Origin of the sequence: Streptomyces abikoensis, from assembly GCF_014648775.1 — a bacterium.
GTDB classification, from domain to species: Bacteria; Actinomycetota; Actinomycetes; order Streptomycetales; family Streptomycetaceae; genus Streptomyces; species Streptomyces abikoensis.
In genome coordinates, this window is the sequence record NZ_BMRT01000001.1 from 1,581,744 (window position 1) to 1,606,033 (window position 24,290).

Annotated in this window: 14 protein-coding genes and 1 tRNA gene; 3 read left to right on the plus strand and 12 right to left on the minus strand. The window is 72.4% G+C overall.

Features of this window, described 5'->3' with window-relative positions:
- The first annotated feature begins 21 nt into the window (after nt 1–21).
- Together IE096_RS06865 and IE096_RS06870 are read left to right on the plus strand one after the other, a co-directional pair.
- On the plus strand, nt 22–4,773 hold the full coding sequence (locus tag IE096_RS06865; protein ID WP_189449365.1) for an ATP-dependent helicase: 4,752 nt from the start codon (nt 22–24) through the stop codon (nt 4,771–4,773).
- Between the two features lie 42 nt (nt 4,774–4,815).
- The gene (locus IE096_RS06870; protein ID WP_189449367.1) at nt 4,816–5,619 is read left to right on the plus strand and encodes a DNA-formamidopyrimidine glycosylase family protein; all 804 of its coding nucleotides are present in this window, start codon (nt 4,816–4,818) and stop codon (nt 5,617–5,619) included.
- A 74-nt stretch (nt 5,620–5,693) separates the two neighbouring features.
- On the opposite strand, the gene IE096_RS06875 is transcribed toward IE096_RS06870, so the two are convergent.
- The 10 genes from IE096_RS06875 to IE096_RS06920 all read right to left on the minus strand — a co-directional run bounded on the left by IE096_RS06875 (nt 5,694) and on the right by IE096_RS06920 (nt 20,384).
- Nucleotides 5,694–5,981, minus strand: a complete 288-nt coding sequence (locus IE096_RS06875) for a hypothetical protein (protein ID WP_229819965.1) — start codon at nt 5,979–5,981, stop codon at nt 5,694–5,696.
- 8 nt (nt 5,982–5,989) lie between these two features.
- On the minus strand, nt 5,990–6,460 hold the full coding sequence (locus IE096_RS06880; RefSeq protein WP_189449369.1) for a Dps family protein: 471 nt from the start codon (nt 6,458–6,460) through the stop codon (nt 5,990–5,992).
- A 203-nt stretch (nt 6,461–6,663) separates the two neighbouring features.
- On the minus strand, nt 6,664–7,047 hold the full coding sequence (locus IE096_RS06885; RefSeq protein ID WP_086566431.1) for a helix-turn-helix domain-containing protein: 384 nt from the start codon (nt 7,045–7,047) through the stop codon (nt 6,664–6,666).
- A 109-nt stretch (nt 7,048–7,156) separates the two neighbouring features.
- Nucleotides 7,157–7,681 (minus strand): CinA family protein, encoded by a 525-nt coding sequence (locus tag IE096_RS06890; protein WP_189449377.1) that lies wholly within the window; start codon nt 7,679–7,681, stop codon nt 7,157–7,159.
- Complete coding sequence (gene pgsA, locus IE096_RS06895; RefSeq protein WP_189449379.1) at nt 7,678–8,304, minus strand: CDP-diacylglycerol--glycerol-3-phosphate 3-phosphatidyltransferase; 627 nt, start codon at nt 8,302–8,304, stop codon at nt 7,678–7,680. The genes IE096_RS06890 and pgsA overlap by 4 nt, the downstream gene beginning before the upstream one ends.
- On the minus strand, nt 8,301–9,782 hold the full coding sequence (gene rimO, locus IE096_RS06900; RefSeq protein WP_189449386.1) for a 30S ribosomal protein S12 methylthiotransferase RimO: 1,482 nt from the start codon (nt 9,780–9,782) through the stop codon (nt 8,301–8,303). The genes pgsA and rimO overlap by 4 nt, the downstream gene beginning before the upstream one ends.
- A gap of 126 nt (nt 9,783–9,908) precedes the next feature.
- Nucleotides 9,909–10,775, minus strand: a complete 867-nt coding sequence (locus tag IE096_RS06905) for a helix-turn-helix domain-containing protein (protein WP_373298032.1) — start codon at nt 10,773–10,775, stop codon at nt 9,909–9,911.
- 213 nt (nt 10,776–10,988) lie between these two features.
- Complete coding sequence (locus IE096_RS06910; RefSeq protein ID WP_189449390.1) at nt 10,989–13,736, minus strand: FtsK/SpoIIIE family DNA translocase; 2,748 nt, start codon at nt 13,734–13,736, stop codon at nt 10,989–10,991.
- A 146-nt stretch (nt 13,737–13,882) separates the two neighbouring features.
- On the minus strand, nt 13,883–14,572 hold the full coding sequence (locus IE096_RS06915; RefSeq protein ID WP_189449393.1) for a response regulator: 690 nt from the start codon (nt 14,570–14,572) through the stop codon (nt 13,883–13,885).
- A gap of 274 nt (nt 14,573–14,846) precedes the next feature.
- Nucleotides 14,847–20,384, minus strand: a complete 5,538-nt coding sequence (locus IE096_RS06920) for a HAMP domain-containing protein (RefSeq protein WP_189449395.1) — start codon at nt 20,382–20,384, stop codon at nt 14,847–14,849.
- Nucleotides 20,385–20,596: 212 nt separating this feature from the next.
- Between IE096_RS06920 and IE096_RS06925 the strand changes: the two genes are divergently transcribed.
- Nucleotides 20,597–23,254 carry a SpoIIE family protein phosphatase gene (locus IE096_RS06925; RefSeq protein ID WP_189449398.1) on the plus strand — a complete coding sequence of 886 codons (2,658 nt, stop codon included), beginning with the start codon at nt 20,597–20,599 and terminating at the stop codon, nt 23,252–23,254.
- A 45-nt stretch (nt 23,255–23,299) separates the two neighbouring features.
- Here IE096_RS06925 and IE096_RS06930 read toward each other — a convergent pair.
- Nucleotides 23,300–23,372, minus strand: a tRNA-Thr gene (locus tag IE096_RS06930).
- 68 nt (nt 23,373–23,440) lie between these two features.
- Nucleotides 23,441–24,133, minus strand: a complete 693-nt coding sequence (locus tag IE096_RS06935; protein WP_189449401.1) for a DegT/DnrJ/EryC1/StrS family aminotransferase — start codon at nt 24,131–24,133, stop codon at nt 23,441–23,443.
- Nucleotides 24,134–24,290 lie beyond the last annotated feature (157 nt).

Below are 24,290 nucleotides of genomic sequence, written 5' to 3' on the forward strand. Positions count from 1 at the left end.
GTGCGGTGCACGATGGGGGGCATGGCGAACGACAAGGCGGCCCCACCCTCGGGGCCGGATCCGGCCTCGGCCCTCGACGCGTTCTCCCCCGCGACCCGCTCGTGGTTCACGGGGGCGTTCTCCGCGCCCACGGCCGCCCAGGCCGGTGCCTGGCGGGCCATCGGCGAGGGCTCGGACGTCCTGGTCGTCGCGCCCACCGGCTCCGGCAAGACGCTGGCCGCCTTCCTCGCCTCCCTCGACCGGCTGGCGAGCAGCCCGCCGCCCGCCGAGCGCAAGAAGCGCTGCCGGGTGCTGTACGTCTCCCCGCTCAAGGCCCTCGCCGTGGACGTCGAGCGGAATCTGCGCAGCCCCCTGACCGGCATCCGCCAGGAGGCCGCCCGGCTGGGGCTGCCCGAGCCGGAGATCCGCGTCGGCATCCGCTCCGGCGACACCCCGGCGGCCGAGCGCCGTGCCCTGGTCACCCGGCCGCCGGACATCCTGATCACCACACCCGAGTCGCTGTTCCTGATGCTCACCTCCGCCGCGCGGGAGGCGCTGACGGGCGTGGAGACGGTCATCCTCGACGAGGTCCACGCCGTCGCCGGGACCAAGCGGGGCGCGCATCTGGCGCTGACCCTGGAGCGCCTCGACGTCCTGCTGGAGCGCCCCGCCCGGCGCATCGGCCTGTCCGCGACCGTGCGCCCGGTGGACGAGGTGGCCCGCTTCCTCTCGCCCCGGCGCAAGGTGGAGATCGTCCAGCCGCCGTCCGGCAAGGAGTTCGACCTGTCGGTGGTCGTGCCCGTCGAGGATCTCGGCGAGCTCGGCGGCTCGCCCGTGCAGGAGGGCGGCGACGGCAAGGACCGCCCGTCGATCTGGCCGCACGTCGAGGAGCGCATCGCCGATCTCGTCCAGGCCCACCGCTCCACGATCGTCTTCGCCAACTCCCGCCGCCTCGCCGAGCGCCTGTGCAACCGGCTCAACGAGATCGCCCACGAGCGGGCCACCGGCACCCCGCTGCCCGAGCACCACTCCCCCGCCGAGCTGATGGGCGGCTCCGGCCCCGCGAAGGGCGCGCCTCCCGTCCTCGCCCGCGCCCACCACGGCTCGGTCTCCAAGGAGCAGCGCGCCCTGGTCGAGGAGGACCTGAAGGCGGGCCGGCTGCCCGCCGTCGTCGCCACCTCCAGCCTGGAGCTGGGCATCGACATGGGCGCCGTGGATCTGGTCGTGCAGGTCGAGTCACCGCCGTCGGTGGCCTCCGGGCTCCAGCGGGTGGGCCGCGCGGGCCACCAGGTCGGCGCGGTCTCCACCGGTGTCGTCTTCCCCAAGTACCGGGGCGATCTGGTGCAGGCGGCCGTGGTGACCGAGCGCATGCGGCGCGGCGCCATCGAACGCTTGCGCGTCCCCGCCAATCCGCTGGACGTCCTCGCCCAGCAGATCGTCGCCATGGCGGCCATGGACACCTGGGACGTCGAGGAGCTGCTGGCCCTGGTGCGCCGGGCCGCGCCCTTCGCGGCGCTGCCCGAGTCGGCCTACTCCGGCGTTCTCGACATGCTCGCCGGGCGCTATCCGTCCGACGCCTTCGCGGAGTTGCGCCCGCGCCTGGTCTGGGACCGCGTGGCCGGTACGGTCACGGGGCGCCCCGGCGCGCAGCGCCTCGCCGTCACCTCCGGCGGCACCATCCCCGACCGGGGCCTCTTCGGCGTCTTCCTGGCCGGCGCGGACCCCAAGAAGGGCGGCGGCCGGGTCGGTGAGCTCGACGAGGAGATGGTCTACGAGTCCCGCGTCGGCGACGTGTTCACCCTGGGCACGACGTCCTGGCGGATCGAGGACATCACCCGCGACCGCGTCCTCGTCACCCCCGCCCCCGGCACCCCGGGCAGGCTGCCGTTCTGGAAGGGCGACCAGCTGGGCCGCCCGCTCGAACTGGGGCGCGCGCTCGGGGCGTTCCTCCGCGAGATCGGCGGGCTGGCGCCCGACGCCGCCCGCGACCGGCTCACCGCCGCCGGCCTCGACGACTGGGCCGCCGGCAACGTCCTGTCCTACCTCGACGAGCAGCGCCGCGCCTGCGGGCACGTGCCCGACGACCGCACCGTCGTCGTCGAACGGTTCCGCGACGAGCTGGGCGACTGGCGGGTGGTCGTCCACTCCCCCTTCGGCGCCCAGGTCCACGCCCCCTGGGCGCTGGCCCTCGGCGCCCGGCTCGCCGAGCGCTACGGCATGGACACCCAGGTGATGCACGCCGACGACGGCATCGTCCTGCGGCTGCCCGACGCCGACCTGCTCGGCCTGGACCTCCTCGACGCCGACCCCGCCCGGCAGGACGGCGCGTACGACGCCGAGCAGTCCCCCCTCGGCGCCGCCGACGTCCTGTTCGACAAGGGCGAGGTCGAGGGAATCGTCACCGACCAGGTGGGCGGCTCGGCCCTGTTCGCCTCCCGCTTCCGCGAGTGCGCCGCCCGCGCCCTGCTGCTGCCGCGCCGCGACCCGGGCAAGCGCACGCCGCTGTGGCAGCAGCGCCAGCGCGCCTCCCAGCTGCTGCAGGTGGCGAGCGAGTTCGGCTCGTTCCCCATCATCCTGGAGGCCGTCCGCGAATGCCTCCAGGACGTCTTCGACGTCCCCGGCCTGACCGAGCTGATGGGCGACATCGAGGCGCGCCGGGTCCGTCTGGTGGAGGTCACCACCCCCGAGCCGTCCCCGTTCGCCCGCTCGCTGCTCTTCGGCTACGTCGCCCAGTTCCTCTACGAGGGCGACTCCCCGCTGGCGGAGCGGCGCGCCGCCGCCCTGTCCCTCGACTCCCGGCTGCTGGCCGAGCTGCTGGGCCAGGCCGAGCTCCGCGAGCTGCTCGACGCCGACGTGCTGACGGAACTGGAGCGCGAGCTCCAGTGGCTGACCGAGGACCGCCGCGCCAAGGACGCCGAAGGCGTCGCCGACCTGCTGCGGCTGCTGGGTCCCCTCACCGACGCCGAGCTGGCGGCGCGCGGTGCCGGGCCGGAGTGGGCCCGGGAGCTGTCCGACGCCCGCCGCGCCCTGCGCGTCCGGATCGCCGGCGAGGACCACTGGGCCGCCGTGGAGGACGCCGGGCGGCTGCGGGACGCGCTGGGCACGGCCCTGCCCGTCGGTGTCCCCGAGGCGTTCACCGAGCCCGTCAAGGACCCGCTGGGCGATCTCCTCGCCCGCTACGCCCGCACCCACGGCCCGTTCACCTCGGCGGAGGCGGCGGCCCGGTTCGGCCTCGGCGTCGCGGTGACCGACGGCGCGCTGCACCGGCTGGCGGCGTCCGGCAGGCTCGTGCAGGGCGAGTTCCACCCCGCCGGCCTGGGCCAGGAGTGGTGCGACGCGGCCGTCCTGCGCCGGCTGCGGCGCCGCTCCCTGGCGGCGCTGCGGCACGAGCTGGAGCCCGTGCCGCCCGCCACCCTCGCCGCGTTCCTGCCCACCTGGCAGCACGTCGGCTCCCACAGCCTGCGCGGCGTCGACGGACTGCTGCGCGCCGTCGAGCAGTTGCAGGGCGCCCCGGTGCCCGCGTCGGCGCTGGAGAAGCTCGTCCTGCCCTCCCGGGTGACGGGCTACACCCCCGCCATGCTCGACGAGCTCACGGCGGCGGGCGAGATCGTCTGGGCCGGCGCGGGCGCCCTGCCCGGCAAGGACGGCTGGGTCTCGCTGCTGCTCGCCGACGCGGCCCCCCTGCTCCTCCCGGCCCCGCACCCGCTGGAGCTCTCCCCCCTCCACCAGGCCGTGCTGGACGCCCTCGCCGGTGGCTACGGCCTGTTCTTCCGGCAGATCGCCGAGCAGGTGCGCGCCACGAGCGCGGCGGCGGACGGCACCGACGGCACGGACGCCCGCATCGTTGAGGCCGTCTGGGATCTCGCCTGGTCCGGCAGGCTGACCAATGACACGCTCGCGCCGCTGCGCTCGCTGCTCGGCTCCGGCCGCACCGCCGGATCCACCGCCCACCGCGCCAAACGGGCCGTCCCACGCGGCCGCTACGGTTCCGTCCTCGCCCGGACGGGCCCGGGGCTCCGGCCCACCGCCTCGCGCGGCGGTCCTCCCACGGTCGCGGGCCGCTGGGCGCTGCTGCCCGAGCGCGAGCCCGACGTCACCCACCGGGCCCACGCCCTGGCCCGTACCCTGCTCGACCGGCACGGCGTGGTCACCCGAGGGGCCGTCGCCGCCGAAGGGGTGGAGGGCGGTTTCGCCGCGGCCTACCGGGTGCTGTCGGCCTTCGAGGAGACCGGCCAGGCCCGCCGCGGCTATGTCGTCGAGGGCCTGGGCGCGGCCCAGTTCGCCATGGACGGCGCGGTCGACCGGCTGCGCGCCGCCAGCACGGCCCGGGAGCGCTCCGGCGCGGCGGCGGGCGCCGCCCCCTGGGACGACCGCCCGGCGGACGCCCGGGACGGCCGGCGACGGGCGGTCGTCCTCGCCGCCGCCGATCCCGCGAACGCCTACGGCGCCGCGCTGCCCTGGCCCGATCCGCCCGCCGACGCGACCCACAAGCCCGGCCGCAAGGCCGGCGCCCTGGTCGTCCTCGTCGACGGCGCGCTGACGCTCTACGTCGAACGCGGCGGGAAGACAGTCCTGGCCTGGCCCCGGGAGCCCGGCGCGGAGACCGCCGCCGACGACCCCGCCGTGCGCGAGGCGGCCACCGCCCTGGCCGAGGCGGCGCACGCCGGCGCGCTGGGCACGGTCACCGTCGAGCGCGTCAACGGCACCCCGACGCTGTCCTCCCCGCTGGGAGCCGTACTGGAGGCCGCGGGCTTCCACGCCACACCGCGCGGGCTGCGCCTGCGCGCGCCCTGACCCACGTCGCATCATGGGCCGTAGCCGCGAAGGAGGCGCCCCATGCCCGAAGGAGACACCGTCTGGCGCACCGCGCGGGCCCTGCACGGGGCCCTCGCGGGCGGCGCGCTGATCCGCAGCGACCTGCGCGTGCCCCGGCTCGCCACCACCGATCTCACCGGCCGCGAGGTCCTCGAGGTCGTCCCGCGCGGCAAGCACCTGCTCACCCGCGTCGGCGGCGGCCTCACCCTCCACTCCCACCTCGGCATGGACGGCTCCTGGCGCGTCCACGCCACCGGTGAGCGCCCGCGCGGCGGCCCGCAGCACCAGATCCGGGCCGTCCTCGCCACCGCCGACCGCACGGCCGTCGGCTATCGCCTCCCCGTGCTGGACCTGGTGCGCACCACCGACGAGTCCACGCTCGTCGGCCATCTGGGCCCCGATCTCCTCGGCCCCGACTGGGACGCCGACGAAGCCGTCAGCCGGCTGCTCTCCGACCCCGGGCGCACGGTGGGCGAGGCCCTCCTCGACCAGCGCAATCTGGCGGGCGTCGGCAACGTGTACAAGTCCGAGCTGTGCTTCCTGCTGCGGATCACCCCGTGGCTGCCCATGGCGTCCGTGCCCGCCCCCGAACGGCTGGTGGCCCTGGCGAAGAAGCTGCTGGAGGCCAACAAGTCCCGCCTCTCGCGGATCACCACGGGCGACGCGCGCCCGGATCGCGCCCTGTGGGTCTACGGACGGGCCGACCGGCCGTGCCGGCGCTGCGGCACGCCCGTCCTCACGGCCGGCCAGGGGCCGGAGGGCCGGGAACGGACGACCTACTGGTGCCCCCACTGCCAGACGGGGCCTCCCCCGCCCGCCGGCTGATCCCCCGCCCACTCATCCGAATGGGTGAACCGACACCACCGGGGTACAAGCCACGGCCCTGGACAGGCTGCCGCTCAGTGCCGTGCCCCTCCGCGCCACCACCGCCGCAGCGCCCGCAGGACGGCCCCACCGGCCTCCCCCGTCTCCCCGCCGTCCCCCCGGCCCCGGGGCGTGCAGTGCACCGGCAGCAGGCTCAGCCCCCATCCCCCGGCCGCGACCAGCCCCTCCACGAATCCGGCCCGGCCCGGGTGGAGCAGCAGCCGGAGGACGGCCCAGCACCACACGCCGGTCAGGAGGCTTCCCACCACCCAGCCGAGCGGCCCCAGCGGCGGTGGGCGCCCGGGCTCGTCACCCCGGACCATGGCGTGCTTCAGGCGTTCTCGGCCTGGAACATCCAGTGGTGCTTCTCCAGGTCGCCCGTCAGGCCGATGAGGAGGTCCTGGGTGACGGGGTCCGGGTCGGCCGTCGCCTGGACGCGTTCGCGCATCCGCGTGATCACGGCGCCGAGCGCCTCGACCAGCGTCCGCACGGCATCGGTGTCCTTGGTCCAGCCGCTGCCGATCGTGCCGATGCCGCTGGTCCTGGCGACGGTCTCGGCCCGGCCGTCCGGGGAGACGCCGAGCGCCGAGGCCCGTTCGGCGACCGTGTCCGCGTGGGTGCGGGCGCTGGCCACGACCTCGTCGAGCTGGAGGTGGATGGAGCGGAAGCGCGGGCCGATCACGTTCCAGTGGACCTGCTTGGCGACGAGGGAGAGGTCGACGAGGTCCACGAGCGCGCCCTGGAGGGCGTCTCCGACGGTCTTGCGGTCCGGTTCGGACAGCGGGCTCTTCACCACAGACATCCGCGTTCCTCCTGCTCCACAGAGTGCTTCACAGACTGCTCCAGGGAAGGGTGCGGAGAGTGACCGGATCGCTCCGGTTCCTCCGCTCTCCTCACCATTGCACCAGGGGCGGGGGAAGCCCGCAGAACGCGGAGATCCCGGTCAGATCATCCGACCGGGATCTTTCTGGGAAACGGTTGTCCTCCGGACCGTCTCAGGCCGGGTCAGGCGGCGACCACGTCCACGGCTTCCGCCGGGGCCTTGATGGTCACGCGCTCCCCCGGAACGCCCGTCACGGACGTCACGGACACCGAATTGAACATCGGCCGCATCGGCGCGGGTACCGGCTCGCTCGCCGCCGCCGACTGCGCCAGCTCGGCCAGCGACAGTTCGTCGCTCACCTCGCGCATGACCTCTGACATCCGAACGTCCAGAGCGTCGCAGATTGCGGAGAGAAGCTCGGAGGACGCCTCTTTCTGCCCGCGCTCGACCTCGGAGAGATATCCGAGCGAGACCCGGGCGGACGAGGAGACCTCGCGCAGAGTGCGGCCCTGGCGTTGGCGCTGCCGACGCAGCACGTCACCCAGCAGGCGACGGAGCAGAATCATCGGTGGCTCCCTCCTTGGACCGCGAATCCGGTTCCTTCACGCCCCACCGTACCGCCTCGGGGTGCGGCCGTGCGGGGAGCTATGTCGTGTTCACTCAGGGCTGCAAACATCAATTCCCCCCGTTGTGTTCCGTATCCTTTGCCCCCGCGTTCCCCGCCAGTTCGCGAACGAGCAGCGCGAGGACCGCCCGTACGCTTTCGGCCCGGATTCCCGCCCGGTCGCCGTCCAGGGACAGCTCCCGTACGGCGGCGGTGCCGTCCGGTCCCTCGACGGCCACGAAGACCGTGCCGACGGCCTTGCCGTCCTGCGGTTCGGGCCCGGCCACCCCCGTGGTGGCGAGCCCCCAGTCCGCGCCCAGCACGGCCCGGACGCCGTGCGCCATCTGCCGTGCCACGTCGGCGTCGACGGCGCCGCGCGCCGCGAGCAACGGCCCGTCCACGCCCAGGACGTCGCGCTTGACGTCGGTGGCGTAGGCCGTGACCGAGCCCCGTACCGTGCGGGAGGCGCCCGGCACGGCGGTCAGTTCCGCCGCGACCAGCCCGCCCGTGAGCGACTCGGCGACGGCCAGGCTGTGGCCACGTGCCTCCAGCGCCGCGAGCGCCGCCGCGGCCGGCCCGCCCCCCTGGCCGCTCATCGTGCGGACTCCCGCCGACGCGCGGCCCGCCGCAGCCGGAACGCCTGGCCGATGTACTCGAGGCCGGTGGAGACGGTCAACACCACCGCGACCGCCATCACCCAGAAGCGCAAGGTCGCCAGCGGGCCGACCAGCGGCAGGATGTACATGCCCACGCCCACGCCCTGCGCGAGCGTCTTCATCTTCCCGCCCCGGCTGGCCGGGATGACCCCGAGCCGGATGACCCAGAACCGCATCAGCGTGATGCCGATCTCGCGGAAGAGGATCACGCCCGTCACCCACCAGGGCAGGTCGTCCAGGGCGGAGAGACAGATCAGGGCGGCACCCATGATCGCCTTGTCGGCGATGGGATCGGCGATCTTGCCGAAGTCGGTGACCAGGTTGTACGTCCGCGCGAGATGACCGTCGAAGAGATCGGTGATCATGGCGATCGCGAACGCCGCCCAGGCGAAGGAGCGCCAGGCCTCGTCATAGCCGCCGTTGTGCATCATCAACAAGACGAATCCGGGCACAAGGAGCAGCCGCACCATGGTGAGGATGTTGGCGATGTTCCACAACCCGGCGGGCCGGACACCCTTCGCCGGGGCCGGACCTCCTGTGGCGGAGGCCGGGAGTCCGCTCATCTGCCCGCCTCCTCGGTACACCCGCCCTCGATCCCGAGCGGTTCGGCGACGAGGTCCACGCCCTCGCTCGCCACGACCTTCGCCGTGACCATCCGGCCGGGCTCCAGCCGGTGGTCCGTGCCGAGCAGCACCTGGCCGTCGGTCTCCGGCGCCTGGTGGGCCGCCCGGCCGATCACTCCGTCCTCGTCGTCCACGCGGTCGACGAGTACTTCGATCGTCTCACCGATGCGCTCCTCCGCGCGCTGCGCGGTCAGCTCCTCGGCCAGCCGGGAGACCCGCTCCAGCCGCTCGGCGACGATCTCGGGGTCGAGCTTGTTCTCGTACGTGGCGGCCTCGGTGCCGTCCTCGTCGGAGTACCCGAAGACGCCGATGGCGTCCAGTCGGGCCCCCACCAGGAAGCGCTCCAGCTCGGCCACGTCCTCCTCGGTCTCCCCGGGGAAGCCGACGATGAAGTTGGAACGGGCACCCGCCTGCGGCGCCTTGCCGCGGATGGTGTCGAGCAGCTCCAGGAAGCGGTCGGTGTCGCCGAAGCGGCGCATGGCCCGCAGCACCTTCGGGGCCGAGTGCTGGAAGGAGAGGTCGAAGTAGGGGGCGATCTTCTCCGTCGAGGTCAGCACGTCGATCAGGCCGGGCCGCATCTCGGCCGGCTGGAGGTAGCTGACCCGGATCCGCTCCAGGCCGTCCAGCGCCGCCAGCTCCGGCAGCAGCGTCTCCAGCAGCCGGATGTCGCCGAGGTCCTTGCCGTAGGAGGTGTTGTTCTCGGAGACCAGCATGATCTCCTTCACGCCCTGCTCGGCCAGCCAGCGCGCCTCACCGAGCACGTCGGAGGGACGTCGGGAGATGAAGGAGCCGCGGAAGGAGGGGATCGCGCAGAAGGAGCAGCGCCGGTCGCAGCCGGAGGCGAGCTTCACGGAGGCGACGGGGTTGTTGTCCAGCCTGCGGCGCAGCGGGGCGCGCGGCCCGGAGGCCGGGGCCACGCCCTCGGGCAGGTCCTCCGGAGGAGTGTCCTGCGCGTGGCCGGGGAGGGCGACACCGGCCGCCTCCTGGCGCTCGGCGGGACTGATCGGCAGCAGCTTGCGGCGGTCGCGCGGGGTGTGGGCGGCGTGGATGCCACCGGAGAGGATGGTCTGGAGCCGGTCGGAGATGTCGGCGTAGTCGTCGAAGCCGAGCACGCCGTCGGCCTCGGGGAGCGCCTCGGCGAGGTCCTTGCCGTAGCGCTCGGCCATGCAGCCGACGGCCACGACGGCCTGGGTGCGGCCGTGCTCCTTGAGGTCGTTGGCCTCCAGGAGGGCGTCGACGGAATCCTTCTTGGCGGCGTCGACGAAGCCGCAGGTGTTGACGACGGCCACATCGGCGTCGGCGGCGTCCTCGACGAGGTCCCAGCCATCCGCCGCCAAGCGGCCTGCCAGCTCCTCCGAGTCCACCTCGTTACGGGCGCAGCCAAGTGTGACAAGAGCGACGGTACGGCGTTCGGGCATAGGGCTCAGCCTACTTTGTCCCGGCGCCGCATCCGCTGCCGAGTGGCCGACGGGCGCGGAGAGCCTGATCACCCACAGACTCCTCGCGCCCGTCGCGGCGGCCGCTCTGGCGGGTTCCGCCGCAGGTCAGCCCGCCGAAGGGTCGCCCCGGGTGTAGCTCAGGCGCTGGACCTGGCCGTCGGCGCCCAGGTTCTTGACCTCTTTGCCGTTCACGAACAGTTGCACGGCTCCGGCGTTGCCCAGGACCAGGTCGATGCGCTTGTTGTCGGTGAAGGTCTTGGACGCGCCCCGGGCGAGGACGCCCTCCTCCAGGAGCTTGCCGTCGCCGTCCTTGGCGGACATCCAGGTCTGGCCGTTCTCGGCGGTGAGCTTGACGGTGACCTTGTTGCCGGGGACGCCGGCGATGGCGCTGGCCGAGGCCTCGCCCTTGGGGCCGGCCTTGGGCTCGGCCTTGGGGTCCGTCCTGCCCTTGCCGGGGACGGCCTTGGCGCTGGACGCCGTGGACGGCTTGCCGGAGGCGGGGTCGGCGGAGACGGGGCCGCTCTTGGCCCCGCCGTTGAAGAGCGTGAAGCCCACGAAGCCGACGACCGCGACGATCGCGGCGACCATCGCCGCGGTCCAGTTGGGCCGCCGGGGTTCGGGCCGGATGCGCTCGGCGTCGAAGAGCGGGGCCGCCGGGGTCGGCGCGGGGCGCCCGCCGTGCTCGGCGTCGTACTGCGTGACGAGCGGCACCGGGTCCAGGCCGACGGCGCGCGCCAGGGTGCGGATGTGCCCCCGGGCGTAGACCCGGCCGCCGCAGCGGGTGAAGTCGTCCTGTTCGATCGCGTGGACGATCGGCACGCGTACACGGGTGGTGGAACTGACCTCGTCCACGGTCAGTCCGGCACTGATACGGGCTTGCTGAAGGATTCGTCCGACGGAGGGCCGGTCCTCCTGCCGGTCCTCCTCGGAGCCGGGGATCCGGTCGTCCTCTGAAGAGTTGCCGATGGACACGTGGGCGCCTTTCGAGCGTGCAGCCACCTGCTGGAGATTCAGTCTAGGGGGCATGCGAAACGGTCGGGCAAGCGGGAAGCCGGACTTTGTAGGCCATCAGAAGGCTCTGTGATCACGACGGTGGCACATCGCCCCTCCCCCCTCGCTCAACTCCGCTCGAGCCCGAGAGAAACGGTGGACCAGGGATCTTTTCCAGCTGCCGCTGCCGGGCCGCTACGCCTGGTCCTCTCCTCGGATGATCGCGAGCACACCGTCCAGCTCATCGGGCTTCACCAGCACGTCACGCGCCTTGGAGCCCTCGCTGGGGCCCACGATGTTGCGCGATTCCATCAGGTCCATCAGTCTGCCCGCCTTGGCGAATCCCACACGCAATTTCCGCTGGAGCATCGAGGTCGAGCCGAACTGGGTGGAGACGACCAGTTCGGCGGCCTGGCACAGCAGGTCGAGGTCGTCGCCGATGTCCTCGTCGATCTCCTTCTTCCTGGATGTGCCGACCGTGACGTCGTCGCGGAAGACCGGTGCCATCTGGTCCTTGCAGTGCTGGACGATCGCGGCGACCTCGCCCTCCGTGACGAAGGCGCCCTGCATCCGGATGGGCTTGTTGGCCCCCATGGGCAGGAAGAGGCCGTCGCCCTTGCCGATCAGTTTCTCGGCGCCCGGCTGGTCGAGGATGACGCGGCTGTCGGCGAGGGAGGAGGTGGCGAAGGCGAGCCGTGAGGGCACGTTGGCCTTGATGAGGCCGGTGACGACGTCGACGGAGGGCCGCTGGGTGGCCAGCACCAGATGGATGCCGGCGGCGCGCGCGAGCTGGGTGATCCGGACGATGGAGTCCTCGACGTCGCGCGGGGCCACCATCATCAGGTCCGCGAGCTCGTCGACGATCACCAGCAGATACGGGTAGGGCGACAGCTCCCGCTCGCTGCCCTGCGGCGGGGTGACCTTTCCGGCGCGCACGGCGGCGTTGAAGTCGTCGATGTGCCGGAAGCCGTAGGCGGCCAGGTCGTCGTAGCGCAGGTCCATCTCGCGCACGACCCACTGGAGGGCCTCGGCGGCCCGCTTGGGGTTGGTGATGATCGGGGTGATCAGGTGGGGGATGCCCTCGTAGGCCGTCAGTTCGACGCGCTTGGGGTCGACCAGCACCATCCGGACGTCCTCGGGGGTGGCCCGGACCATGATCGAGGTGATCAGGCAGTTGATGCAGGACGACTTTCCGGAGCCGGTGGCGCCGGCGACCAGGATGTGCGGCATCTTCGCGAGGTTGGCCATCTCGTAGCCGCCCTCGACGTTCTTGCCCAGCGCGACGAGCATCGGGTGGTCGTCGCCGGCGGCGTCCGCCAGCCGCAGGACGTCCCCGAGGTTGACCATCTCGCGGTCGCTGTTGGGGATCTCGATGCCGACCGCGGACTTGCCCGGGATGGGGCTGATGATGCGCACGTCGGGGCTGGCGACGGCGTAGGCGATGTTCTTGGTGAGGGCGGTGATCCGCTCGACCTTGACGGCCGGGCCCAGCTCGACCTCGTAGCGGGTGACCGTCGGGCCCCGGGTGAAGCCGGTGACGGCCGCGTCGACCTTGAACTCCGCGAAGACGTTGGTCAGCGAGGCCACTATGGCGTCGTTCGCGGCGCTGCGGGTCTTGCCCGGGCCGCCGCGCTCCAGCAGGCCGAGCGAGGGCAGCGCGTAGGTGATGTCACCAGCGAGCTGGAGCTGCTCGGCGCGCGCGGGCAGGCCGCCGGGCACGGGCTCGGGGGCGGGCTTGGTGAGGTCGGGGACGCTGGCCGGTACGGGCGGGCGGCTCGTGGCGTGGTCGGCGGTCTCGTCCGCGGCGGGCTTCTTCCGCCCGGCGGCGCGCCCGCTCCCGGCCCGTCCGCCGTCCGTGGTGGCACCGGAGACGGCGCTGCTGAGGTCGGCGACGAGCGGGGTCGGCGGGACGCCGTGGAGCACGGCCCCGTCCAGGGAGGCGGCGGCCGCCGCGGCGAGGTCCACGGCGTCCGGTTCCCGGTCCCCCGGGGGTGCCACGGCGGCGCGGCGGGGCTTGCGACGCCGTTCGAGCGCCTCCTCCTCGGCCTGCTCGGGGCCGGCGGGGGCGGCGGTGCGGCGGGGGCGCCGGGCGGGCGCGGCGCGCCACTCGTCGTCGTATTCGTCGTGGTCGGCGTATCCGGCGACGGCCTCGTGCCCGTACTCCCCCGGGTGCGGCTCGATGACCCCGAGCCGTATGCCGAGCTCCCTCAGCCGGCGTGGGATGGCGTTGACCGGGGTGGCCGTGACCACGAGCAGCCCGAAGACGGTGAGGAGCGCGAGCAGCGGTACGGCGAGCATCTCGCCGACCGTGAAGAGCAGGGGCTTGGAGGCGACCCAGCCGATCATGCCTCCGGCGTCGCGCACGGCCTGCCAGCCGGAGCCCCGGCCGGGCGATCCGCAGGCCACGTGGACCTGGCCGAGGATGCCGAGGACCAGTGCCGTCAGGCCGATGACGATCCGTCCGTTGGCCTCGGGTCGCTCGGGGTGGCGGAAGAGCCGGAGCGCTATGACGGCGAGGAGTATCGGTACGACGAGGTCCAGGCGGCCGAAGGCGCCGGTGACGAACAGGCGGATGAGGTCGCCCACGGGGCCGTCGAGGCTGGACCAGGTGCCGACGGCCACGATGAGGGCGAAGGCGAGGAGGAGCAGCGCCAGCCCGTCCTTGCGGTGGGCGGGGTCGAGGCCCCTGGCGCCCCGGCCGACGCCGCGGAAGACGGTGCCGGCGCCGTGCGCGAGGCCGCGGCCGACCTTGCGGGCGCCGCCCGGCGGGCGCTTGGCGGCGGCCTTCTTGGCCGGTGCCTTGCGCGCGGGCGGCCGGCTCGCGGGCCGGGCCGGGGACTTCTTCGCGGCGGTCTTCTTGGCAGGGGCCCCTGCGCGCCCGGCGCGCTGCTTGGAGGTGCCCGCCGTGCTCTGGGAACCCTTGCCGGACGTACGTGAGGCCATGGTGCCGAGATTACCGGTGTCGGCCGCGCGGTACACGTGCGGCCGGGCGTTCACCCGTTCGTGTCGACGGGCCGTAGTGACGCGGGTGACGCAGCGTCAAACCTCGGGCGACACCTCCCCGGAGCGGCGTCGCGGCGAGGGTGCGGTCAGCTCTGCGAGGGGACGGGGCTGGCGCCGCTGCCGGCTCCGGGCTCCAGCGCGTCCAGGGCGCGCCGCAGTCCGGTGAGCTTGCGCTCCAGGTGGGCGGCGGTGGCGACGGCGGCCGCGTCGGCGGACTCGTCCAGCTGTTTGGAGAGCGCCTCGGCCTGCTCCTCGACGGCGGCGAGCCGCGCCGAGAGCTCGGCGAGCAGCCCGGCGGGCTCCTGGGGCTCGAGCACTCCGGTGCGGCCGGAGTGGCCGCCGCTCTCCAGCTGGAGGCGCAACAGGCTGGCCTGCTCGCGCAGCTGGCAGTTCTTCATGTACAGCTCGACGAAGACCGAGACCTTGGCGCGCAGCACCCACGGGTCGAAGGGCTTGGAGATGTAGTCGACCGCGCCCGCCGCGTAGCCCCGGAAGGTGTGGTGGGGGCCGTGGTTGATGGCGGTGAGGAAGATGATCGGGATGTCCCGCGTGCGCTCCCGCCGCTTGATGTGCGCCGCGGTCTCGAAGCCGTCCATGCCGGGCATCTGCACGTCCAGCAGGATCACCGCGAAGTCGTCCGTCAGCAGCGCCTTGAGCGCTTCCTCCCCTGACGATGCCCGTACCAGCGTCTGATCGAGCGCGGAGAGAATGGCCTCCAGCGCCAGCAGATTCTCCGGCCGGTCATCGACCAGGAGGATCTTGGCCTTCTGCACCATGCCCCGTCCTCCTCGTCCCGGCTTGGGGTCTCCCCGGCTCGCGGAGCCGGGGGAAGCACCGGGCGCCGCCCCGGGGGACGACTCCCTAGCGCCGCCCGTCCTTGTGCCGGTCATGGTAGCCGCACCCCGCCCGTCGCCACACCCTGTCACCGCGATGTCACTGTGCACGTAGCAGAAACGCGGTGGGGGACCAGAAGGTTCCCCGAATACCGCGCCCCCACACGCCTTCGGCCACACTGAGTCAGCGAATTGTCAAAGAGTGAACGAGATTCCGTCACTCTGCGCGCATCCACTGCTCCATCACCGTGAGGAGATGGTCAGTATCCACAGGTTTCGTGACATAGTCGGACGCTCCGGCGTCGATGCTCTTCTCCCGGTCGCCCTTCATGGCCTTCGCCGTCAGCGCGATGATGGGCAGCCCCGCGAACTGCGGCATCCTGCGGATCGCCGCCGTCGTGGCGTAGCCGTCCATCTCCGGCATCATGATGTCCATCAGGACCACCACGACGTCGTCGTGCTGTTCCAGCACCTCGATCCCCTCGCGGCCGTTCTCCGCGTAGAGCACCGACAGGCCGTGCTGCTCCAGCACGCTGGTGAGGGCGAACACATTGCGGATGTCGTCGTCGACGATCAGCACCTTCTCGCCGTTGAACCCGCCGCTGAAACCGCCTCCGTAGCCGTTGCCCGCGTCGGTGCCGAAGCCGCCGTGCGTCATCCCGCCGCCGAAGGCGGCCGGCTGCGGCCAGCCCGGCGCCGAGGGCTCCGGGGACGGCGCACCGGGCAGCCGCGCGCCCGGCACCGCCCCGTCGCCCTGCCCGTCCCGGGCCGGGGCGGCCGCCCGCCCGGCGGCCTGGGCCGCGCGACGGCGGCGCAGGAAGAGCCCCGCGGCCTGCCGGGCGGGCGAGGCGTCGCCCTCCGGCCCGCCGTGCCCGGCCCCGGGCGTCTCCTGCCCGGCGCCCCCGACGCCCTCCACGCCCGGCTGCGGATAGCCCTGGGGCGGCAGCTCGCCGGGGTTGAGCGGCAGGTAGAGGGTGAAGGTCGAGCCCCGGCCGGGCTCGCTCGCCGCGTCGATCTCCCCGCCGAGCAGCCGGGCGATCTCCCGGCTGATGGACAGGCCCAGGCCCGTGCCGCCGTACTTGCGGCTCGTCGTGCCGTCGGCCTGTTTGAACGCCTCGAAGATCACGCGCATCTTGCTCTGCGCGATGCCGATGCCCGTGTCGGTGACCGAGAAGGCGATCATCTCCGCGTCGGCGTCCCGCAGCGAGCCGGCCTCCAGCAGCTGTTCCCGGATGCTGTCCGGGACCTCCGCGCCGGCCGGGCGGATCACCAGCTCGACGGCGCCGGTGTCGGTGAACTTCACCGCGTTCGACAGCAGGTTGCGCAGCACCTGGAGCAGCCGCTGCTCGTCGGTGTGGAGCGTGGTCGGCAGCTCCGGCGAGACCCGCACGGAGAAGTCCAGGCCCTTCTCCGCCGTCAGCGGCCGGAAGGTCGCCTCCACGTAGTCGACGAGCTGGACGAGTGCGATCCGCGACGGGCTGACGTCCATCTTGCCCGCCTCGACCTTCGACAGGTCCAGGATGTCGTTGATCAGCTGGAGCAGGTCCGAGCCCGCCCCGTGGATCGTGTCGGCGAACTCGACCTGCTTCGGCGAGAGATTGCCCTCGGCGTTGTCGGCGAGCAACTTCGCCAGGATCAGCAGCGAGTTGAGCGGCGTGCGCAGCTCGTGCGACATGTTGGCGAGGAACTCCGACTTGTAGCGCATGGAGACCGCGAGCTGCTCGGCCCGCTCCTCCAGCACCTGCCGGGCCTCCTCGATCTCGGTGTTCTTCACCTCGATGTCGCGGTTCTGCCGCGCCAGCCGCTCGGACTTCTCCTCCAGCTCGGCATTGGAGATCTCCAGCGCCTTCTGCCGGTTCTCCAGCTCCGCCGACCGCTCGCGCAGTTGCTCGGTGAGCTCCTGCGACTGCTTGAGCAGCACCTCGGTCTTGGTGTTGACGCTGATGGTGTTGACGCTGGTGCCGATCATCTCGGCGATCTGGCTGAGGAAGTCCTTCTGGATCTGCGCGAACGGCTGGAAGGACGCCAGCTCGATCACACCGAGGACCTGGCCCTCGAAGAGCACCGGCAGCACGATCACATGCGCCGGGGGCGCCTCGCCCAGCCCGGAGGCGATCTTCAGATAGCCCGGCGGCACGTTCTCCACCAGGATCGTGCGCTTCTCCTTGGCCGCCGTGCCGATCAGCGACTCGCCCGGCAGGAACGACGTGGGCATCGACCCCATCGAGTAGCCGTACGAGCCGAGCATCCGCAGCTCGTAGGCGTCCGCGCCGCTCTCGCCCTCGTGCGGTTCCGTCGGCATCGCCAGGAAGAACGCGCCGTGCTGCGCGGAGACGACGGGCGTCAGCTCGCTCATGATGAGCCCGGCGACGTCCTCCAGATCGCGGCGGCCCTGCATCAGGCCGGAGATCCGGGCGAGGTTGCCCTTGAGCCAGTCCTGCTCCTTGTTGGCCAGGGTGGTCTCGCGGAGATTGGCGATCATCGTGTTGATGTTGTCCTGGAGCTCCAGGATCTCGCCGGCCGCATCGACATCGATCTTGAGGTTGAGGTCGCCGCGGGTCACCGCGGTGGCGACCTCGGCGATGGCCCGTACCTGCCGGGTCAGATTGCCCGCCATCTCGTTCACCGACTCTGTGAGGTCGCGCCACGTGCCGTCCACGTCACGCACCCGAGCCTGACCCCCGAGCTGACCCTCGGTACCCACCTCACGGGCCACGCGGGTCACCTGGTCGGCGAAGGACGACAGCTGGTCGACCATCGTGTTGATGGTCGTCTTCAGCTGGAGGATCTCACCGCGCGCATCGATGTCGATCTTCTTGGTGAGATCGCCCTGCGCGATGGCGGTGGTCACCATCGCGATGTTGCGGACCTGGCCGGTCAGGTTGGACGCCATCGAGTTCACCGACTCGGTGAGGTCCTTCCAGGTGCCGCTGACGCCCGGGACGCGCGCCTGGCCGCCCAGGATGCCGTCGGTGCCCACCTCGCGGGCCACGCGCGTGACCTCGTCCGCGAACGACGACAGCGTCGTCACCATCGTGTTGACGGTGTCGGCCAGCTGTGCCACCTCGCCGCGCGCCTCGACGGTGATCTTCTTGGTCAGGTCGCCGTTGGCGACCGCGCCCGCGACCTGTGAGATGTTGCGCACCTGGATGGTCAGGTTGTTGGCCATCAGGTTGACGTTGTCGGTGAGGTCCTTCCAGATGCCGGTGACGTCCCGCACCCGCGCCTGACCGCCCAGCTGCCCCTCGGTGCCCACCTCACGGGCCACGCGCGTGACCTGCTCGGCGAAGTCCGACAGCTGGTCGACCATGGTGTTCACCGTGGTGACGAGCTCCAGGATCTCGCCCTTGGCGTCGACCGTGATCTTCTTCGACAGATCGCCCTTGGCGACCGCCGTGGTCACCTCGGCGATGTTGCGCACCTGGGACGTCAGATTGTTGGCCATGAAGTTGACCGACTGCGTGAGGTCCTTCCAGGTGCCCGAGACGCCCTGCACCTCCGCCTGGCCGCCCAGGATGCCCTCGGTGCCCACCTCACGGGCCACCCGTGTGACCTGCTCGGCGAACGAGGACAACTGGTCCACCATCGTGTTGAGGGTGTTCTTCAGCTCCAGGATCTCGCCCCGGGCGTCCACGTCGATCTTCTGCGAGAGGTCGCCGCGCGCCACCGCCGTCGCGACCTGCGCGATATTGCGGACCTGCGCGGTCAGGTTCTCCGCCATGCCGTTCACCGAGTCGGTGAGGTCACGCCAGACGCCCGCCACTCCCGGCACCTGCGCCTGACCGCCCAGCCGCCCGTCCGTACCCACCTCACGGGCCACCCGGGTCACCTGCTCGGCGAAGGCCGAGAGCTGATCGACCATCGTGTTGATGGTGTTCTTCAGCTCCAGGATCTCGCCGCGCGCGTCCACGTCGACCTTCTGCGACAGGTCACCGCGCGCCACCGCCGTCGTCACCTGGGCGATCTGCCGCACCTGCGAGGTGAGGTTGCCCGCCATGAAGTTGACCGAGTCGGTCAGCTCCTTCCAGGTGCCGCTGACGCCCGGCACCCGCGCCTGACCGCCGAGCCGGCCCTCCGTGCCCACGTCCCGCGCCATCCGCGTCACCTGGTCGGCGAAGGACGACAGTTGGTCCACCATGCCGTTGACGGTGTTCTTCAGCTGGAGCATCTCCCCGGAGACGTCCACTGTGACCTTCTGCGACAGGTCGCCGTTGGCGACCGCCGTGGTCACCTGCGCGATGTTGCGCACCTGGCCGGTGAGGTTGCGGAAGGCGGTGTTCACCGAATCGGTGAGGTCCTTCCACGTACCCGCCGCACCCGGCACCGCCGCCTGGCCGCCGAGCTCGCCCTCGACGCCGATCTCCCGCGCCACCCGCGTCACTTCGGCGCCGAAGGACTGCAGCTGGTCCACCATCCCGTTGACGGTGTTCTTCAACTCCAGCATCTCGCCGGAGACGTCCACGGTGACCTTCTGGCCCAGATCGCCGTTCGCCACCGCCGTCGTCACCTGCGCGATGTCCCGGACCTGGCCGGTGAGGTTGCGGAACGCGGTGTTCACCGAATCGGTGAGGTCCTTCCACGTACCCGCCGCACCCGGCACCTGAGCCTGACCACCCAGCCGGCCCTCGGCACCGACCTCGTTGGCCACCCGCGTCACCTCGTCGGCGAACGTGCGCAGCGTCTCCGTCATCTGGTTGATCGTCTCGGCCAGCTGCGCGATCTCGCCGCGCGCGCTCACCGTGACCTTCTGCGACAGGTCGCCGTTCGCGACCGCCGTCGTCACCTGCGCGATCCCGCGCACCTGGGCCGTCAGATTGCCGGCCATCAGATTGACCGAGTCCGTCAGGTCCTTCCAGACGCCCGCCACTCCCGGCACCTGCGCCTGGCCGCCCAGCTCGCCCTCCGTACCCACCTCACGGGCCACGCGCGTGACCTCGGAGGCGAAGGACGACAGCTGGTCCACCATCGTGTTGACGGTGTTCTTCAGCTCCAGCATCTCCCCGGCCACGTGCACCGTGACCTTCCGGGAGAGATCGCCCTTCGCGACCGCCGTCGTCACGAGAGCGATATCACGCACCTGAGCGGTCAACCGGGACGCCATCGTGTTGACGGAGTCCGTCAGGTCCTTCCACGAACCCGACATACCGCGCACCCGGGCCTGCCCGCCGAGCTTGCCCTCCGTGCCGACCTCGCTCGCCACGCGCGTCACCTCGTCGGTGAACGCCGACAACTGGTCGACCAGCCCGTTGACCGTGCGCCCGACCTTCAGGAACTCGCCACGCAGCGGGTGTGCCGCGGAACCGTCCGCTCCCTGGGAGCGCAGGTCCATCCGCTGCTCCAGATCGCCCTCGGCCACCGCCGACAGCACCCGGCCCACCTCGGACACCGGCCGCGCCAGATCGTCCACCAGGGCGTTGCAGGCGTCGATCGCCGCCGCCCAGGACCCCTCGCAGGCGCCGAGCTCCAGCCGCTCCGTGAGCTTCCCCTCACGGCCGACGACCCGCCGCACCCGGTTCAGCTCACCCGTGAGCTGCAGATTACGGTCCGCGACCTCGTTGAACACGGCGGCGACCTCGGCCATCACCCCGTCCCCGGGCACCGTCAGCCGCTTGCGGAAATTCCCGTCCCGCATGGCCTCCAGGGCCGACAGCAGACGGTGCAGGGCAGCGGCGTCCACCTCGATCGTCCCGTTGGGCCGGGCCCGTCCGCCCTTCGCGCGCGTGCTTGCGGCCCGCGCCGTCGCGCCAGACTCCACCGTCGTCCCTCCCGCAGGTTCGATCATCCTCGTCGGGCTTCCGCTTCGAGCTGTCCCAGTGTTTCACCCCGGCCCAACCAGGCCATAACCATCGGCAGCATCGCACACGGTCCACCGGCACCCCCAAGTGTGGAATCCCTGTGCACCGGCATCCGCGCACACGGCGGAGGTAAGTAACCTGGCATCCGGCCGGGCAAGGAGGGGCGCTGCACATGGGTGAGCAGATCGCCGAGACATTGATGAGGAGACCTGTGATCACCGCGCGGGCTGCCGCCACCTTCGAGCCGGTAGGACGCTCGGTAGCGGCCGCCCGTGCCTTCGTCCGGGACACCCTCCAGGGCTGGGGCTTCCTCGACGTCATCGACGACGCCGTCGTCCTCACCAGCGAGCTGGTCACCAACGCCGTCGTCCACGCGGGCACCGCCGCCGAGGTGCTGTGCGTCCGCATGACCACGGGCGTGCGCGTCGAGGTCGCCGACCGCTACCCCGAGCGCGAGCTGCCCGTACAGAGCCCCGGCCAGCCCCTGGGCGGCCTCGACCGCGAAGGCGGCCGCGGACTGCTGCTGTGCGCCTCCCTGGCCTCCCGCTGGGGCGTCGAGTACAGCCCCACCCGCAAGACCGTCTGGTTCCGCATCGACCTGCCCGACCGCCCGGCCGGCACCCGCTCCGCCGGCCCCGCCCTCCCCGCCGAGGCCCTGCCCGTCGCCGACGCCCGCGTCCGCGTCGCCGTCATCCAGATCGACCGCCACGGCGCCGTCAACGCCTGGAACGACGACGCCCACGACCTCTTCGGCTTCACCGCCAAACAGGTCATCGGCAAGCCCCTCACCGACCTCGCCGCCTGGCCCCACACCCCCGGCACCTCCACCGGCATCGAGGAGGCCCTGCGCCTCTCCCGCTGGGAGGGCTCCTACGGCATAAGGGGCGCCGACGGCCGCATCGTCCCCGTCTACGCCTCCCACCTCCGCGTCCGCGACACCGCCGGCGCCCCCTCCACCGTCTGCCTGCTCGTCCGCGACGACGAGCGCGCCGTCCTCCAGACCCCGCCGCGCACCACCGCCGCCGACCCGGCCACCAACGAGCGCGGCGCCGCCACGGACCCGTTCGAGGTCTTCATCGGCTCCCCCGCCCCCGACGACCTCGACGGCCTCCTCCAGCGCACCGTCGAACGCGCCCGCGACATGCTCGACGGAGACTCCGCCTACCTGCTGCTGGCCACCGACGACGAGACGGAACTGGAGGTCCGCGCCTCCACCGGCCTGCCCTCCGCCCGCCAGCGATTCGCCCGCGTCCCCGTCGAGGCCGGCACCGGACGCTACGGCTCCGCCCGGATGCCCGCCGTCCACGACGACCTCAGCGCCGTCCCCGGCGCCGTCCCCCTGCTCGCCGACACCGGCATGCGCTCCGTCGTCACCGTCCCCCTCAAGGTCGAGGGCCGCCTCACCGGCTCCCTCGGCGTCGCCGCCGAGTCCCCCCGCCGCTACGGCAACGAGGAGGCGCTGCGCCTCCAGTTCGCCGCCGACCGCATCGCCCTCGCCGTGGAGTCCGCCCGCCTCGGCGAGCTGGAACGGCTGCGCCGCGGCTCGCTCTCCTTCCTCGTCGAGGCCTCCGACCTCCTCGCCGGCACCCTCGACCGCGACCAGACCCTGGCCCTGATGGCCCAGATGACCGTCCCCACCCTGGCCACCTGGTGCGCCGTCTACACGATCGCCGACCAGAGCTCGGACCCCGAGCTCTCCTACGTCCTCCACGAGGACGAGGACCGCATCGACGGCCTCAAGGCCCTGCTGTCCAAGGTCGCCCCGCCCGACCCGGTCCCCACCCCCGGCGCCCGCGTCTGGACGGCCCCCACCGAGGCCGCCCACGCCGCCGCCCTGCGCACCTCCCTGCGCAGCTTCGGCCTCGCCGACGCCAAGGGGGACATCCCGGCCCCCGGCCCCTCCCTCGCCACGGCTGCCGCCGTCGGCGGCGAGACCGTGGTCCTGCCGCTCGTCGCCCGCAACCGCGTCATCGGCATGCTCACCCTCGGCAAGCCCAGCGACGACCACTTCCGCCAGGAGATCCTCGAACTCGCCGAGGATCTCTCCCGCCGAGCCGCCCTCGCCCTCGACAACGCCCGCCTCTACAGCGAGCGCACCGCCATCAGCCAGAGCCTCCAGCGCAGCCTCCTGCCGCCCGAGCTCCCGGACGTCCCCGGCGTGGAGGTCGAGGTCATCTACCGCGCGGCCGGCGAGGGCAACGAGGTCGGCGGCGACTTCTACGACGTCTTCCCCATCCGCGACGGCGCCTACGGCTTCGCCATCGGCGACGTCTGCGGCACGGGCCCGGAGGCGGCGGCCGTCACCGGCCTCGCCCGGCACGCCCTGCGCCTGCTCGCCCGCGAGGGCTTCGGCGGCCCCGCCGTCCTCCAGCGCCTCAACGCCGCCATCCTCGACGAGGGCGCCCGCAGCCGCTTCCTCACCCTCCTCTACGGAGAGCTGCGCCCGCAGCCGGACGGCAGCGCCCTCCTCAAGGTCGTCTGCGCCGGCCACCCCCTGCCGCTGCGCCTGCGCCAGGACGGCACCGTGGAGCCCGCGGCGGACCCGCAGCCGCTGCTGGGCGTCATGGAGGACCTGGAGCTGTACGAGCAGACCGTCACCCTCGACCCGGGCGACGTCCTGCTGTGCGTCACGGACGGCGTGACCGAGCGCCGCGAGGGCACGCGCATGCTCGGCGACGACGGCCTGACGGACGTTCTGACGACCTGTACGGGCCTGACGGCGGGCGCGGTCGCGGCGCGCGTCCTCCGCGCGGTGGAACGCTTCGCCGCCGAGCCCGCCTCGGACGACATGGCCATCCTGGCCATGCGGGTGCCGGAGCGTCAGGACTGAGAAATGAAGAAGGCCCCCGCCATTCGGCGGGGGCCTTCTTTCCAGAGCCCCAAAACGGAATCGAACCGTTGACCTTCTCCTTACCATGGAGACGCTCTGCCGACTGAGCTATTGGGGCTTGTCGCTGTCGACGAGATAAAGCATACCCCACGTTCGCACTGGCTTTTGGCCACCGGGCGGCGGTGCTCAGGCAGCGGCGGGAAGCAGCCCGCCGAGCGCGTTGCAGGCCGATACGAGCCGCTGCAGTTCCCGGCGCGACGACACTCCGTCGATGGGCAGGGCCAGACATTCGTCGGCGGCCCGTTCCGTCTCCGGAAGCCACCACTCCCGCGCCGGTCGAACAAAGGACGGCAACCGGTGCACGGGCGTCTGTACGGGCACGTGGCACCGGACGCCACGGGCCCGCAACGCCCGTGCGAACGCGTCCCGGTCGGGCCGGCCGTTGCCGAGGACACGAACGACGTAGGAGTCGTAGCGGTGCTCGATGCCGGGGGCGGCTGTGGGGGTCACCACTCCGGAGAGACGGGCGACGAGATAGGCGGCGTTGGAGCGGCGGCGGGTGACGTCCGGGAAGTCGGGGGCGCACTCGTCGTGTTCGACGACGGGCACGGCCCTGTCAGCGGCCACCTGGCGCAAGCCGCTCAGATCGGCCGGGTGGCCGAAGAGGGGGACGGGCACGACGGCGGCGGTACGCGGCGTCAGGGCGCCGGCCACGGCGGCCGGGTCGAGGCAGTAGGTGGTGGGATCGATGTCGGCGAAGACGGGGAGGGCCCCTACGTTCCGGACGGCCACGGCGGCCCCGGCGGTCGCGAAGGAAGGAACGACGACCTCGCTCCCCGCACGGACACCTGCGGCGACGAGCTTCTCTTCAGTCCGCATGCCGGGGATGCTGCCCACGGCAGGTGAACCCGGTGAAAACAAAAAAGCTCTGACGCGTGAACCGAAGTCCACACATCAGAGCTTTTTTGAATAATAGTTCGGCGGCGTCCTACTCTCCCACAGGGTCCCCCCTGCAGTACCATCGGCGCTGAAAGGC

What these genes read in the sequence shown, in the direction of transcription:
- IE096_RS06865 (WP_189449365.1), top strand. Translation starts at nt 22, where the DNA reads ATGGCGAACGACAAGGCGGCCCCACCCTCGGGGCCGGATCCGGCCTCG.
- IE096_RS06870 (WP_189449367.1), top strand. Translation starts at nt 4,816, where the DNA reads ATGCCCGAAGGAGACACCGTCTGGCGCACCGCGCGGGCCCTGCACGGG.
- IE096_RS06875 (WP_229819965.1), bottom strand. Translation starts at nt 5,981, where the DNA reads ATGGTCCGGGGTGACGAGCCCGGGCGCCCACCGCCGCTGGGGCCGCTC.
- IE096_RS06880 (WP_189449369.1), bottom strand. Translation starts at nt 6,460, where the DNA reads ATGTCTGTGGTGAAGAGCCCGCTGTCCGAACCGGACCGCAAGACCGTC.
- IE096_RS06885 (WP_086566431.1), bottom strand. Translation starts at nt 7,047, where the DNA reads ATGATTCTGCTCCGTCGCCTGCTGGGTGACGTGCTGCGTCGGCAGCGC.
- IE096_RS06890 (WP_189449377.1), bottom strand. Translation starts at nt 7,681, where the DNA reads ATGAGCGGCCAGGGGGGCGGGCCGGCCGCGGCGGCGCTCGCGGCGCTG.
- pgsA (WP_189449379.1), bottom strand. Translation starts at nt 8,304, where the DNA reads ATGAGCGGACTCCCGGCCTCCGCCACAGGAGGTCCGGCCCCGGCGAAG.
- rimO (WP_189449386.1), bottom strand. Translation starts at nt 9,782, where the DNA reads ATGCCCGAACGCCGTACCGTCGCTCTTGTCACACTTGGCTGCGCCCGT.
- IE096_RS06910 (WP_189449390.1), bottom strand. Translation starts at nt 13,736, where the DNA reads ATGGCCTCACGTACGTCCGGCAAGGGTTCCCAGAGCACGGCGGGCACC.
- IE096_RS06915 (WP_189449393.1), bottom strand. Translation starts at nt 14,572, where the DNA reads ATGGTGCAGAAGGCCAAGATCCTCCTGGTCGATGACCGGCCGGAGAAT.
- IE096_RS06925 (WP_189449398.1), top strand. Translation starts at nt 20,597, where the DNA reads ATGGGTGAGCAGATCGCCGAGACATTGATGAGGAGACCTGTGATCACC.
- IE096_RS06935 (WP_189449401.1), bottom strand. Translation starts at nt 24,133, where the DNA reads ATGCGGACTGAAGAGAAGCTCGTCGCCGCAGGTGTCCGTGCGGGGAGC.